At 52.8% G+C, this 13,817-nt stretch carries 12 protein-coding genes; 7 read left to right on the forward strand and 5 right to left on the reverse strand.

The features are described from left to right. Positions 1–114: 114 nt before the first annotated feature. The 3 genes from AYI96_RS00935 to AYI96_RS00945 all read left to right on the forward strand — a co-directional run bounded on the left by AYI96_RS00935 (position 115) and on the right by AYI96_RS00945 (position 2,726). A complete protein-coding gene (locus AYI96_RS00935) occupies positions 115–1,239 on the forward strand; it encodes an S-(hydroxymethyl)glutathione dehydrogenase/class III alcohol dehydrogenase (RefSeq protein WP_028781420.1) in 1,125 nt (374 codons plus the stop codon). 10 nt (positions 1,240–1,249) lie between these two features. Further along, the gene (fghA, locus tag AYI96_RS00940; RefSeq protein WP_144360810.1) at positions 1,250–2,086 is read left to right on the forward strand and encodes an S-formylglutathione hydrolase; all 837 of its coding nucleotides are present in this window, start codon (positions 1,250–1,252) and stop codon (positions 2,084–2,086) included. Between the two features lie 178 nt (positions 2,087–2,264). Further along, a complete protein-coding gene (locus AYI96_RS00945) occupies positions 2,265–2,726 on the forward strand; it encodes a hypothetical protein (RefSeq protein WP_144360811.1) in 462 nt (153 codons plus the stop codon). A gap of 21 nt (positions 2,727–2,747) precedes the next feature. On the opposite strand, the gene AYI96_RS00950 is transcribed toward AYI96_RS00945, so the two are convergent. The 4 genes from AYI96_RS00950 to AYI96_RS00965 all read right to left on the reverse strand — a co-directional run bounded on the left by AYI96_RS00950 (position 2,748) and on the right by AYI96_RS00965 (position 6,396). Continuing rightward, on the reverse strand, positions 2,748–3,413 hold the full coding sequence (locus AYI96_RS00950; RefSeq protein ID WP_144360812.1) for a response regulator transcription factor: 666 nt from the start codon (positions 3,411–3,413) through the stop codon (positions 2,748–2,750). 237 nt (positions 3,414–3,650) lie between these two features. After that, positions 3,651–4,082, reverse strand: coding sequence for an acyl-CoA thioesterase (locus AYI96_RS00955; protein WP_025011189.1), 432 nt, complete (start codon positions 4,080–4,082; stop codon positions 3,651–3,653). Between the two features lie 195 nt (positions 4,083–4,277). After that, positions 4,278–5,342, reverse strand: coding sequence for a 3-deoxy-7-phosphoheptulonate synthase (locus AYI96_RS00960; RefSeq protein WP_039033413.1), 1,065 nt, complete (start codon positions 5,340–5,342; stop codon positions 4,278–4,280). A 241-nt stretch (positions 5,343–5,583) separates the two neighbouring features. Continuing rightward, positions 5,584–6,396, reverse strand: coding sequence for a pyruvate, water dikinase regulatory protein (locus AYI96_RS00965; protein WP_039033412.1), 813 nt, complete (start codon positions 6,394–6,396; stop codon positions 5,584–5,586). Positions 6,397–6,520: 124 nt separating this feature from the next. On the opposite strand from AYI96_RS00965, the gene ppsA reads away from it, so the two are divergent. The 4 genes from ppsA to AYI96_RS00985 all read left to right on the forward strand — a co-directional run bounded on the left by ppsA (position 6,521) and on the right by AYI96_RS00985 (position 13,385). Next, positions 6,521–8,890, forward strand: coding sequence for a phosphoenolpyruvate synthase (gene ppsA / locus AYI96_RS00970; protein ID WP_144360813.1), 2,370 nt, complete (start codon positions 6,521–6,523; stop codon positions 8,888–8,890). A 91-nt stretch (positions 8,891–8,981) separates the two neighbouring features. Continuing rightward, a complete protein-coding gene (locus tag AYI96_RS00975; protein ID WP_144360814.1) occupies positions 8,982–12,020 on the forward strand; it encodes an FAD-binding and (Fe-S)-binding domain-containing protein in 3,039 nt (1,012 codons plus the stop codon). 44 nt (positions 12,021–12,064) lie between these two features. Further along, the gene (locus AYI96_RS00980) at positions 12,065–12,514 is read left to right on the forward strand and encodes a DUF1285 domain-containing protein (RefSeq protein ID WP_039033409.1); all 450 of its coding nucleotides are present in this window, start codon (positions 12,065–12,067) and stop codon (positions 12,512–12,514) included. 448 nt (positions 12,515–12,962) lie between these two features. Continuing rightward, positions 12,963–13,385 (forward strand): MarR family winged helix-turn-helix transcriptional regulator, encoded by a 423-nt coding sequence (locus AYI96_RS00985; protein ID WP_039033408.1) that lies wholly within the window; start codon positions 12,963–12,965, stop codon positions 13,383–13,385. Positions 13,386–13,413: 28 nt separating this feature from the next. On the opposite strand, the gene AYI96_RS00990 is transcribed toward AYI96_RS00985, so the two are convergent. Beyond that, complete coding sequence (locus tag AYI96_RS00990; RefSeq protein ID WP_144360862.1) at positions 13,414–13,749, reverse strand: hypothetical protein; 336 nt, start codon at positions 13,747–13,749, stop codon at positions 13,414–13,416. Between the last annotated feature and the right edge of the window lie 68 nt (positions 13,750–13,817).

The raw sequence follows: 13,817 nt of genomic DNA on the forward strand, positions 1-13,817 counted from the left end.
GTGATTTGTATATTTGGCTGATTATCTTTTATTTTGGAATAAATACAATGTTGGCATCCGGTTTATGAGCCAAGAGGTTCGATACCGAATCAATCACAACAGAAGGAAGCGACAATGACAGACAAATTTATCAAGTCCCGCGCCGCCGTAGCCTGGGCTGCAGGTGAGCCGTTGAAGATGGAAGAGGTGGATGTGATGTTGCCCAAGGCCGGTGAGGTGTTGGTGCGCATTGTTGCCAGTGGTGTGTGCCATACCGATGCTTTTACTTTGAGCGGCGACGACCCTGAAGGCGTGTTTCCGGCCATTCTCGGCCATGAGGGCGGCGGCATAGTGGAGATGGTCGGCGAAGGCGTCACCAGTGTGGCGGTGGGCGATCATGTTATTCCTCTTTACACGCCTGAATGCGGTGAGTGTAAGTTCTGCCGCTCCGGCAAGACCAACCTGTGTCAGAAGATCCGTGAGACCCAGGGCAAGGGCCTGATGCCCGATGGTACCACCCGTTTCTTCAAAGACGGCAAGCCGATTTTCCACTACATGGGCTGCTCGACTTTCTCTGAATATACGGTATTGCCTGAGATCTCCCTGGCCAAAGTCAACAAGTCGGCGCCGCTGGAAGAGATCTGCCTTCTGGGCTGCGGTGTCACTACCGGCATGGGCGCTGTAATGAACACCGCAAAGGTGGAAGAGGGCGCCACTGTAGCCATCTTCGGGCTCGGCGGCATAGGGTTATCGGCGGTGATTGGCGCTGTGATGGCGAAAGCCGGTCGCATCATAGGCATAGATGTCAATGAGTCCAAGTTTGAACTGGCGAAGAAGCTGGGGGCGACCGAGTGCATCAACCCCAAGGACTATGACAAGCCTATTCAGCAGGTGATTGTGGATTTGACCGATGGCGGCGTCGATTACTCGTTTGAGTGCATCGGTAATGTGGATGTGATGCGTTCGGCGCTCGAGTGTTGCCACAAGGGTTGGGGCGAGTCAGTGATCATTGGGGTTGCCGGTGCCGGGCAAGAGATCTCCACCAGACCTTTCCAACTGGTGACCGGCCGGGTATGGAAAGGTTCGGCTTTCGGTGGTGTCAAAGGACGCTCACAGTTGCCAGGCATAGTGGAAGATTATCTGGCCGGTAAGTTCAAGTTGGATGACTTTATCACCCACACCATGGGGCTTGAAGATATCAATGAAGCCTTTGAGCTGATGCATGAAGGCAAGAGTATACGCAGCGTGATCCACTTCTGAGGACCTTCTGATGGAAAATATCAGTAACAACAGGTCGTTTGGAGGCTGGCACAAGCAGTACCGTCATCACTCCAGCAGTCTGAACTGCGAGATGCGTTTCGCCATCTATCTGCCGGAGCAGGCTAATAGCCAAAAGGTACCTGTGCTGTATTGGCTCTCCGGGCTGACCTGTACGGATGAGAACTTTATGCAAAAGGCCGGGGCCCAGCGCCTCGCTTCTCAGCTGGGGCTGGCGATAGTTTGCCCGGATACCAGTCCGCGCGGAGAAGGTGTGGCCGATGCCGAAGATGCTGCTTACGATCTGGGGTTGGGGGCCGGTTTTTATGTCAATGCGACCCAGGCTCCCTGGAGCAATCACTATCGTATGTATGACTATGTGGTAGATGAGTTGCCGGCCTTGATAGAGCAGCACTTTCCGGTATCGGATAAGCGCGCTATTGCCGGTCACTCAATGGGCGGCCACGGCGCGTTGATGATAGCCCTTAAAAATCCGGGCCGTTATCTCAGCGCCAGCGCCTTTGCCCCCATCAGTCATCCTAGCCAGTGCCCCTGGGGCCAGAAGGCGTTTGCCGCTTATCTTGGCAGTGACAGGGAGGCTTGGAAGGCCTATGACACGGTAGAGCTGATAAAAAGTGGTGCCAAAGGGCTGCCGATGCAGGTCGATCAGGGCGAGAGTGATCTGTTTCTGGCCGAGCAGTTACTGCCACAGGCCTTGCAGGCCGCCGCCACTGACGCTGGAATTGCGCTGAGTTTTCACAGCCACCCCGGCTATGATCACAGCTACTATTTTATCGCCTCATTTATCGACGAGCAGCTTAAGTTTCATGCCAGCCATCTGGGCTTGTAAACGCTGAGCCTCTAAAACGCTCAGGCACTTAAATATAGCGCCGCCGAGGGGTTGCCCCGGCGGCGCTTTTTTATGGGTTATAGCGGCCATTGCCCGGTATCCGCTTGTTGAGTACTTTCTGGTTTACCCTACTTTTGTTTGAGGGGATTAACGAGCGCAGGGATTAATGGGAGGGAGCATGAAAATAGGCAGATGGCAGACCCCCTTCGAGCTGGGGGATCTCTATATCACTGGGCTCTTCTGGGGCGGTGATTTCATGTTGCAGCTTCCCGGCGGCAAACGTTATCAAATCAAAAATACGCCCCATCCCGGGGGCGATCTCAGCCTGGAGCTGTTTCATTTACCGAGTGAAGGGCGCTATCGGCTGCATTATCATTCGGTCACTGCGTTTCGTATGTTGGATGAACATGGGTTGCTGGAGCTTTGGCAGGCGCCGAGCGAGCTTGAGGACGAACAGGGTTACAACAGCCGCCTGATTAAAGATCACGCCTGGTCGCGGGAGAGCCCAATCAGTTTCTTCCATGGGCACAGTGACGGTTGGTCACATCTTATCTGCACCGGCGATGAGTGTGTTGAGGTGTTGTGCCCGAGCGCGCCGGAAATCATCTATCTTGGCAAATGTGCTGCCAAGGAGGATTGAGAAACCTTAGGGAAGCTGAGATCAGTTTATTTCGACCTTTTCCATTCCCAGTTGCTGCAGCGCTATCACGGCCTGGGTGCGATTGCGAACCCCTAGCTTTCGGAAGATAGCGGTGGCGTGGGCCTTGATGGTCGCCTCGGATACGCCCAGGTCGTAGGCTATCTGCTTGTTGAGCAGGCCTTCGGCAAACATCTGCAACACCTTGTATTGCTGTGGCGTCAGTTCTGAGAGCTTGCCGGCGACCTTGTCGGTATCATTTTCATCATCAATTTCAACCAACTCTATGTCTTGAGGCAGCCAGATATCGCCGAACATTACCGCGGTGATTGCGTCGATAAAGGTTTCCATTGAGGCTGACTTGGGAATAAAGCCGGCGCCGCCGTAGTGCAGGGCACGGCTGATAGTGGCGGCATCTTCATGGGCTGAAATCACTATTACTGGCAGTTCGGGAAAGTGAGCACGCAGATGGATAAGGGTGGAGTAGCCATGGGAGCCTGGCATCTGCAGATCCAGCAGCACCAGATCATAGTCCTGGTGAGTTTGCTCAAGCAGCTTTTGCAGGCCATCGGCACTGTCGGCCTCAAACCAGCGAGTGTTGGAAAAGCCGCTGTTAAGCGCCTGGCGCAGGGCATTGCGAAATAATGGGTGATCATCGGCGATGATAATATTTAAGTTTTCTGGCTTCATGGCTTGTTATGGTTATGGCTCTGCACGCTGAAGAAGGGTCAATGTAACAGAAAAGTGACAAATAATCCTATTGCTTTATCAGGCTTTAAGTGACTTTTTGTTACCGTCGCTTTTAGACTTTAGTCGAGAACGACAGTCAATAAAAGCCTTTTCAGCGGCAAACAGGGTTGCCGGATAAAACTTACATAGCCTTTAGCCAGAAACAGGCTCGGATTATGCGAAATAAGCGAACAGGGCCTAGTTGGCTAGATCATCGCTCCAGATCTGGGTCGGCTTTCTGTCTTCATCGACGGCCACGAAGGTGAAGACACCGCGGATAGCGTGCTCGCGCTTATCCTGATACATATCTTCTACAAAAATGTTCACTTCGACTTTCATCGAGGTGTTGCCCACATGGATCACTCGGGCGATCAATTCTGCCAAGCTGCCGGCGGGGATAGGCTTTTTGAAATCGATTCTGTCAGAGCTGACGGTGACCAGTGTCTTGCGACAAAAGCGGGTGGCGGCAATAAAAGCGGTTTCATCCATCCAGGCGAGGGCTTCACCGCCAAACAGTGTGTTGTGATGATTGGTAATGGACGGGAAAACCGCCTTGATCACCCGAGCCTCGGCTTGTTCAATTCGGCGTGCTACGGCCACTTCATATTGGCTCTGTGTCGTTTCTGGCATACGGCAACCTCTGGTTATGCTGGAAAATCAGGGGCGGTATTATAGTTCGACCAAAGGCGGATTGACAGCCTGGGCCAGAAAGCCCTGCATGAAAAATATTGGATGTTCGAAAGTATCCGGGCATGAAAAAGCCCCGGCATCTCCAGCGTGGAGATAGCGGGGCGATTCCATTTCAGTGGCCTGTATCTGGGGGGCTTACTTGCCCAGCAGGCGACGTCTTTCCTTGGCGGCAGCGGCCAGATCTCTGAGCAGTTTTTCCGAGTCTTCCCAATGGAGACAGGCATCCGTGATGCTCTTGCCGTAAGTGAGGGGCTCACCTGCAATAACTTTCTGATTGCCTTCGACAATAAAGCTCTCGGCCATAATACCGGCAATAGCAGTAGAGCCACTGCGCAGCTGTGCCATGATATCTTCGGCGACTTCCAACTGCTTCTTGTGCTGCTTCTGGCTATTGCCATGGCTGAAGTCGACCACTATGCCGGAATGGATCCCAACCGAATCCATCTGCTCTCTGGCTTTGGCTACATCTTGCTCGCTGTAGTTGGGGGTTTTACCGCCGCGCAGAATGATATGCCCATAGGGATTACCATGGGTGCGATAGACCGCCAGTGAGCCGTCTTTGTCCGGAGAGTAGAAGATATGTGGTTCTCTGGCGGCGCGCACTGCATCGACGGCAATATTGATGTTGCCGTCGGTACCATTCTTGAAGCCTACAGGGCAGGAGAGCGCCGAGGCCATTTCACGGTGAATTTGGCTTTCTGTGGTGCGGGCTCCGATGGCGCCCCAGGTGATGAGATCGGCAATATACTGGCCGTTCACCATATCCAAAAATTCGGTGGCGATAGGCAGTTTCAGCTCGGTGATCTGCTGCAGCAACTTGCGGGCCAGGCGTAGACCTTTATTGGGGCTGAAGCTGCCGTCCAAGTCAGGATCGGAAATCAGGCCTTTCCAGCCGACTATGGTGCGTGGTTTTTCAAAATAGACCCGCATTAGAATGCACAGATCGTCCTTGAGTTCATGGTGCAGTTTGGCCAGGCGGCCGGCATACTCAAGTGCTGCTTCTGTGTCATGGATGGAGCAAGGGCCTATGATGACCAACAAACGCGGATCGTCACCTTGAATAATGGCTTCGACTTCGCGGCGCTGTTCAATCAGGTAATCTGCGGCTTCCTGAGTCAATGGATACTCAGATGCGAGTTGGGCAGGTGAGATCACTTTACATAAGAGAGAGGTGCGTAATTCGTCTGTTTTAATGGTCATTCATGATACCGGGGGAAATTTCTTGAGCGCTTTGCGCTTATCTTGTGTCGGATTATAACCAATCGAGCCGAGCTGCAAAGTGGCAATTGTCCGATAATTGCCCAAGTGGGCCTTGAAAAAGTGTCAAGACCCACTTGAATCATTCAGGATTCGCACCGTGGTAACAAGTAGTTAGCCAGAAAATGCCAATATGTAACTCAGTTTCAACTCGAGCAGCATTTGTCTGCCGCTAGGGCGTTTTTTAGAACATATGGCGCTCAAGACCTGTGGCGTCGAGGATCTTGGTGGCAATTTCCTCGACCGATTGGTTGGTGGTGTCTATATAAGGGATGCGTTCTTTCTTAAACATCATCTCCACCTCTTTCACTTCGAGGCGGCATTGGCGCAAAGAGGAATAGCGGCTGTTTTCCATCCGGCTCTGACGTATCTCATGCAGGCGTACAGGTTCAATGGTCAGGCCAAACAGTTTGGATTTGTTGCGTTTTAGCACTTCAGGCAGCTTGAGGTTGTCCATGTCGTCTTGAATAAAGGGGTAGTTGGCGGCCTTGATGCCGAACTGCATCGACAGATAGAGGCTGGATGGCGTCTTGCCGCAGCGGGAAACCCCCAGCAGGATAATGTCGGCCTTGTCCATATGCTTCATGGTCTGGCCATCGTCGTTATCCATGGCAAAGTTGATGGCGTCGATACGGGCATCATAACCCGCTTTGGCCATTCCATGGGTTCGATGCAGTGAAGGGCTGGCGGTGACCCCTAATTGTTGCTCCAAGGGGGCGACGAAAGTGTTGAGGAAGTCGTAGTCCAGGCCCTCACTGGAATAAATGATGTCGCGAATTTCCGGTTTGACGATGGAATGAAACACCAGAGGCCGTTCCCCTGTTGTAATAAAACTATCATTAATCTGTTTTTTAACGGCTTCTGCTTTAACGGTATTTTCCACAAAAGGAATGGTAAGTGAATCAAATTCCAATGGAAATTGAGAAAGCACTGCGTGACCAAACACTTCGGCCGTGATTGCTGTTCCATCAGAAATGTAGAATACTTTACGTGCCATGCCGACCTCATGTAGTAATAAAATTACAAATAAAATTATAGATTTACGCTTGTTGCCTCGGAGTGTAAAATGCCGCTGCCCTCGTGTGAAGGGGCCACTGAAATAAACTTGCGGAGATAGAACTGTGCAGCAATACGTACTCTGGTATCAGGAATTAGGCATGGGTGACGTCAACAAGGTCGGCGGTAAAAACGCTTCCCTTGGTGAAATGATCAGTAATCTGGCCAATGCCGGTGTTCAAGTACCTGGCGGCTTTGCGACCACATCCCACGCGTTCAATGAGTTTCTTGAGCAAAGTGGAGTAAACCAGAAGATATATGACATTCTTGACACATTGGATGTAGATGATGTCAACGCACTGGCTAAAGTTGGTGCACAGATCAGACAGTGGGTTATTGAAACCCCATTTCAGCCAGAACTCGAACAAGCGATTCGAGAAGCTTACGAAAAATTAGCCTCTGAAACCCAAGACGCTTCATTCGCCGTGCGTTCCTCTGCCACCGCAGAAGATATGCCCGACGCTTCATTTGCCGGTCAGCAAGAAACCTTCCTCAACGTGAAGGGCTTTGAAGCTGTATTGGTTGCCATCAAGCATGTGTTTGCCTCTCTGTTCAACGATCGCGCTATCTCCTATCGTGTGCATCAGGGTTACGACCATCGCGGTGTGGCACTGTCTGCCGGTGTTCAGCGCATGGTACGTTCCGATAAAGCGGCTTCCGGTGTGATGTTTACCATGGATACCGAGTCCGGCAACAAGGACGTGGTATTTATCACTTCTTCCTTCGGTTTGGGCGAAATGGTAGTGCAAGGTGCGGTTAACCCGGACGAGTTCTATGTACACAAGCCAACCCTGACTGCCGGTCACAAGGCCGTTGTTCGTCGTAATATCGGCAGCAAGCTGATCCAGATGGTGTACTCAGATGATGCATCTCACGGCAAGCAGGTGAAAATTGAAGATGTCGCCAAAGAACAGCGCATGACTTTCTCCATCAATGATGAAGAAGTGATGGAGCTGGCCAAGCAGGCGATGATCATTGAAAAGCATTATGGCCGGCCGATGGATATCGAATGGGCCAAAGACGGTAACGACGGTCGTCTCTACATAGTTCAGGCTCGCCCCGAAACCGTGCGTTCCCGTGAAGATGTGCAACTGATTGAGCGTTATCACCTCAAGAGCCGCGGCGAAGTGATCTGTGAAGGTCGTGCTATTGGTCACAAGGTGGGCTCAGGTGTTGCCAAGGTGCTCAAATCTATCGACGAAATGGACAAGATCCAGCCAGGCGATGTACTGGTTACCGATATGACTGACCCGGATTGGGAACCTATCATGAAGCGCGCGAGCGCCATTGTCACCAACCGTGGCGGCCGTACCTGTCATGCTGCCATTATTGCCCGTGAACTGGGCGTGCCTGCGGTAGTGGGTTGTGGCGACGTGACCGACAAAATTGAAAACGGTCAGGAAGTAACAGTATCCTGCGCCGAAGGTGATACAGGTTATATCTATCAAGGCAAGCTGGAGTTTGATGTGATTTCCAGCCGCGTTGATTCCATGCCTGATCTGCCGATGAAGATAATGATGAACGTGGGTAACCCTGACCGCGCCTTCGACTTTGCCCGTCTGCCTAATGAAGGTGTGGGTCTGGCTCGTCTCGAGTTCATCATCAACCGCATGATAGGCATTCACCCCAAGGCTCTGCTGGAATTCGATCAGCAAACCGACGAGCTGAAAGCCGAGATCACTGAGATGATCGCCGGTTATGAATCTCCGGTTGAATACTATGTTGCCCGTCTGGTGGAAGGTATCTCTTCTATTGCTGCAGCATTCCACCCCAAGAAGGCTATCGTGCGTATGTCTGACTTCAAGTCAAACGAATACGCCAACCTGATCGGCGGTGACAAATATGAGCCAGAGGAAGAGAACCCAATGCTGGGCTTCCGTGGCGCCAGCCGCTACATCTCAGAGTCGTTCCGCGATTGTTTCGCCCTCGAGTGTGAAGCCATTAAGCGGGTTCGTAACGATATGGGGCTGAAGAACGTTGAGATCATGATCCCGTTCGTTCGTACTCTGGAAGAAGGCCGTCAGGTTATTGAATTGCTGAAAGAGCAAGGTCTGGAGCGTGGTAAAGATGGTCTGCGCGTCATCATGATGTGCGAACTGCCATCCAACGCCCTGCTAGCGGATCAGTTCCTGGAGATGTTTGATGGTTTCTCCATCGGCTCCAACGACCTGACTCAGCTGACTCTGGGCCTGGACCGCGACTCCGGCATCATCAGTCACCTGTTCGACGAGCGTAACGAAGCCGTTAAGGCGCTGCTGGCGATGGCTATCAAGTCTGCCAAGGCCAAGGGTGCCTATGTGGGTATCTGTGGTCAGGGTCCTTCGGATCATGCTGACTTCGCCGCCTGGTTGGTGGAGCAGGGCATAGACACTGTGTCTCTGAACCCAGACACAGTGATTGACACCTGGCTGTACCTGGCTGAAGCCCACGGCTAAGTCAGAAACAGTTCTTATGAAGGAAGCCGCTTTTTAGCGGCTTTTTTTTGTTTATAATGGCCCGATAACAAAAAATTTATTCGAGCATAAGATGTTACCCTTACTATCACACCAACAAACTCTGGAACCCCTGTATCTGGAATATCTGGATGCGCTGGATCAGCGCGGTTTTCGCGGCGATATCGACAGGCGTTACAGTGCCCGCTTGGCGCAAGCGACGGATAACTCTGTCTATCAGTTTCTGCCACAGGCGGTGCTCTACCCCAGAGACAGCGCCGATATTGCCATGGCGTTGCAGCTCGCCTGTGAGGAAGCTTTTGCCAAGGTGGTCTTCAGTGCCCGCGGCGGCGGTACCGGAACCAATGGTCAGGCGCTGACTCATGGGATAGTGCTGGATCTCTCGCGCCATATGAACCGGGTGTTGGAAGTTAATCCAGAGGAAGGCTGGGTTAGAGTCGAGGCCGGTGTGGTCAAGGATGCGCTCAATGATGCGTTGCGGCCGCACGGCTTTTTCTTCAGTCCGGATCTTTCCACCTCCAACCGAGCCACCCTGGGCGGCATGATTAATACCGATGCCTCCGGCGCCGGCTCGCTGGTGTATGGCAAAACCTCGGATCATGTGCTGGAGCTTACCAGTGTGTTGGTGGATGGCAGTGTGCTGCACACGGCTCCGGTGAGCCGCGAGGCACTGGAATCGGGTGAGAAGGTGACTGACAACCCGCTCGGCAACAAGTTGATTACTGAGGTGGCCCGTCGCTGCCGTGAGCAGCGAGAGCTGATTGAACAGCGCTTTCCCAAACTGAACCGTTTTTTGACCGGTTACGATCTAAAAAACGTCTGGGATCAACAGCTGAGCGAATTTAATCTGTCGCGGATCCTCACAGGCTCAGAGGGAACGCTGGCGGTGGTGACTGAGGCCAAACTGGATATCACCCCTTTGCCGGCCAGCCGCCTTATGGTCAACATCAAGTATGACTCTTTTGAATCTGCGCTGCGCCATGCGCCCGACTTGGTGCTCGCCAATGCCACTGTGGTGGAAACCGTCGATTCCAAGGTGCTGAATCTGGCGCGGGAAGACATTATCTGGCACTCGGTATCCGAGCTTATCCAGGAAGTGCCCGGCAAAATAATCGATGGTCTTAACATGGTGGAGTTTGCCGGAGAACAAGCCCAGGTCGATGAGCGGGCAGAGCGTCTGGCCGCGGCGCTGGATGCACAGATTGCCGCCGGTGAGAAAGGGGTGCTTGGGTATCAGCTCACCCGGGATGCCGGTTCCATCAATAAGATTTATGCCATGCGCAAGAAGGCGGTGGGGCTGCTCGGGGCCACCAAAGGTCGCCGCAAACCGATAGCCTTCGCCGAAGATACCGCCGTACCACCGGAAAAGCTCGCCGACTATATCATGGAGTTTCGTGCGCTGTTGGATAGCCATCAACTGCAATACGGCATGTTCGGCCATGTGGATGCCGGGGTGCTGCATGTGCGTCCGGCGCTGGATATGTGCGATCCTAAAGATGAAGCCTTGCTGCGTACCGTTTCGGATCAAGTGGCGGCACTGACGCAGAAATACGGTGGCCTGATGTGGGGCGAGCACGGTAAGGGGGTGCGTGGTGAGTATGGCCCCCAGGTATTTGGCGAGCAGCTTTGGAGTGAGCTTGAAGAAGTTAAGACGCTGTTCGACCCCCAGAATAAACTCAACCCGGGTAAGCTGGTGGCGCCCAAAGGCCAACAGCTTATCTACAATGTCGACAGTACCAAGCGCGGCAGTTTCGACAGGCAAATACCGGTCAGTGTTCGCGATGCCTTCCCGGATGTGATGAACTGTAACGGCAATGGCCTGTGTTTTAACTACAGCCGCTTTTCGCCTATGTGCCCGTCGTTCAAGGTGACAGGAGACAGGATCCATTCGCCCAAGGGCCGCGCCGGGTTAATGCGCGAGTGGCTGCGACTGCTGGAATCCGAAGGCGTCGATGTCAATGAGCTCGCCAAGTCCAAACCCATGGGCCTGTTGCAGCGGCTGCAAAACAGCCTCAATGCCAAGAAAGAATACGACTACTCCCACGAGGTGATGGAGTCGCTCAAGGGCTGTCTCGCCTGTAAGGCGTGTTCCGGCCAGTGTCCGGTGAAGGTGGATGTCCCCAAGTTCCGGGCACAGTTTTTCAGTATCTATTACCGCCGTTATCAGCGTCCCGCCAAGGATTACCTGGTGGCCGGTGTCGAGGATTCGGTGCAGCTGATGGCCAAGGCGCCCCGGCTGAGTAACTTTGCGGCGCAGAACCCTCTATCCAAGTGGGTGATTAAAAAGGCTCTGGGGTATGTGGATGCGCCTGCGCTGTCTGTACCTACGCTGAAACAGCGCCTCGATGCTCACCCCAGCCGCGGTTATGATCTCAACGCCTTGAGTGCTATCCCCGCCGCTGAGCGACAAAATTATGTGTTGGTGGTGCAGGACCCTTTCAACAGCTTTTACGATGCTGAACTGGTTTATCGCTTTATTCGCCTGATTGAAGCGCTTGGGCTCAAGCCGGTATTGCTGCCGTTCAAGCCCAACGGTAAACCGGCTCATATCAAAGGATTTCTGGAGCAGTTTGCCAGGACGGCACAGACCGCCGCCGATTTTCTCAATCAGGTGCATGCCCTTGGCATGCCCATGGTGGGGGTAGATCCGGCGCTAGTGTTGGTTTATCGCGACGAATACCGTGAAGCGCTCGGCGCCAAGCGCGGCCAATTCAATGTCCAGCTTGCCAGCGAGTGGCTCAGTACTATGCTCGAACAGTTACCGCAACTGCCTGCAAGCGGGCGTGAGTTCACCTGGTTCAGCCACTGCACCGAATCCAGTGCCCGTCCCGGCACTGCCAAAGAATGGCAAACCATCTTCGCCCGTTTTGGTGCCCAGTTGGGAACCGTGAATCTGGGTTGTTGCGGCATGGCCGGCACCTATGGCCATGAGCTGGAAAACCTGCCACGTTCCAAGGCTTTGTATGAGATGTCCTGGGACGAGGCGATAAAGTCGTTGCCAAAGGAGCAGATACTGGTGTCCGGTTATTCCTGTCGCAGCCAGGTCAAACGCTTTGGCGGCTTCAGGCCCAAGCACCCCATCGAAGCCTTGCTGGAACTGACTCAGGCGTAAGCCTGAGAGCGCCAAAAATAGGGAACCCAAAATAGGAAGCCAGGATGAAACAGTCGGCAGACAAGGTGAGTGAGGCCCTGAAAGGGCTGGGGGCAAGGCCTGACTTATGTCAGCAGCAAGCCCTGTTTGAGATAGATGTTAAAGGCGATTGGTATTATCTCAACTCACCGCTGCCGGCCAAGTTTGCCAGGCTCTTCAGCAGTATTTTGCACTGCATCGAGGGTGAACATCTGTTGCTCACCCCGGCAGAGCGTTTGAGGGTAGCGGTGGCCGATACACCGCTCATCATAGTTGATTACAAGCAGCTGGATATCGAGGCCGAGAGTAGCCGTTTTACCCTGGTTTGCTCCCAGGGTAATGAGTTTGAGGTGCAGGGGCTTAATGCCTTTGAGTGCGCCGAATCCGGGCTATTGGTAAGCTTGCCTCGTGGTCTCAAGGCCAGGCTTGGGCGGGCCTGTTTCTATCGCTTTGCCGAAACCTATTTACTGAGTTAAAAATTAACGGAATCGCTTTGCCATTCAGGCAGATATAAAACCTTTATTTACAGTAGCCTGACTGTAAATGCCCCATTATTCTCCTTTCTTGTGTTAGTGAAATATCCAGCAGGTGGTAGTATTAATACCATTGGTATAGAAGTTTGATTGACTCAGAATCGGGTTAGCCACTCAAGTTTAAGGCGGATTGTCGGCTGGCAATCGTGTACCCATAGGGGAGTCATAAAGCCGTATATTTGGGCAAGTCAATGCGGTTTTGTTCCGCTTGAGAGGTCATATGCCGCTTGTTATGCTCCCTGTGTAGGTCAATCAATTTGCGCAGTGGTATAGTTAAACTCGGCAGCGGCATGGCCCGGCGCCAATGAAACAGAATAAGCGATTTTGTTGCATAAAGCGCTTGCCCCTGCCGATAGCGAACAGACAAGCCCTGAAGTACAGGAGGTGTTGCTTGAACCGCAAAGAGAGTCTCGGTTATCTGGTATCCCATCTGAACGTGGAACTGCAACATGAACTGGATAGCCGCCTGAAGCGTTATCAGCTGGATATTAAACTCTGGCCTGTTTTGTTTGCGCTCTGGCAAGAGGAAGGGATAAGCCAAACCGAGTTGTCACGTCGCTGTGATGTGGCCAACTACACCATGACACGCCTGTTGGATCAACTGCAGGTACAAGGCTTAATCTATCGCCATCAGGAAGAAGACAACCGGCGTGCGTTTCAAATTTTCCTGACCGATCAGGCCAAGGCGATGGAGCAGGACTTGATTCGCGAGGCCGAGCGGGTCAACGAGAAGTTTATGGCGGCCTTGGATGAGCCGGAAAGAGCGCAGCTGCTCATGCTGCTCAACAAGATAAATCATACCGACAAGCGTTAACCCTATGGTTGAATGTATGCTCGGTAAATCAAAGATAAACCAAGAGCGCGCACACCAATCCCCCCAGTAGCAACCAGTGTTGCATATGTGAGTTGTTTGGCTGTTGTTTCCCCTGTTTGAGGCTCGCCAGCAGGCGGTTACACTTGTAGATGCGACAGATAGTCAGCTCTGTGGTGGGGTCAACCAGAAGTTGCATCCGGCAACGTGCGCCATTACGTAATTCAAAGCTGTGTTCGCTCTTTAGTCCCAGATTGAATTTGCTGGATACCATTTTACCGTCGACAAACAAACGCTCAAATCCATTCCAGTTACTGGCCTGTAATTCCACCTTTTGCTGTTCCACTTCATAGCCGAATCTGAGCATCACTGACTCCCTGACATTCGAGATGACGAGTGTTAAGTCAAGCAGAGGCAGATGACGCTCGCCAGTCT

The sequence above is a fragment of the Shewanella sp. MSW genome (assembly GCF_007636515.1).
Classification (GTDB): domain Bacteria; phylum Pseudomonadota; class Gammaproteobacteria; order Enterobacterales; family Shewanellaceae; genus Shewanella; species Shewanella indica.

Coding starts and splice junctions, on each gene's coding strand:
- AYI96_RS00960 (WP_039033413.1), bottom strand. CDS start 5,342: ATGACCATTAAAACAGACGAATTACGCACCTCTCTCTTATGTAAAGTG.
- AYI96_RS00975 (WP_144360814.1), top strand. CDS start 8,982: ATGTTACCCTTACTATCACACCAACAAACTCTGGAACCCCTGTATCTG.
- AYI96_RS00990 (WP_144360862.1), bottom strand. CDS start 13,749: ATGCTCAGATTCGGCTATGAAGTGGAACAGCAAAAGGTGGAATTACAG.
- AYI96_RS00980 (WP_039033409.1), top strand. CDS start 12,065: ATGAAACAGTCGGCAGACAAGGTGAGTGAGGCCCTGAAAGGGCTGGGG.
- AYI96_RS00935 (WP_028781420.1), top strand. CDS start 115: ATGACAGACAAATTTATCAAGTCCCGCGCCGCCGTAGCCTGGGCTGCA.
- AYI96_RS00950 (WP_144360812.1), bottom strand. CDS start 3,413: ATGAAGCCAGAAAACTTAAATATTATCATCGCCGATGATCACCCATTA.
- AYI96_RS00945 (WP_144360811.1), top strand. CDS start 2,265: ATGAAAATAGGCAGATGGCAGACCCCCTTCGAGCTGGGGGATCTCTAT.
- AYI96_RS00965 (WP_039033412.1), bottom strand. CDS start 6,396: ATGGCACGTAAAGTATTCTACATTTCTGATGGAACAGCAATCACGGCC.
- fghA (WP_144360810.1), top strand. CDS start 1,250: ATGGAAAATATCAGTAACAACAGGTCGTTTGGAGGCTGGCACAAGCAG.
- AYI96_RS00955 (WP_025011189.1), bottom strand. CDS start 4,082: ATGCCAGAAACGACACAGAGCCAATATGAAGTGGCCGTAGCACGCCGA.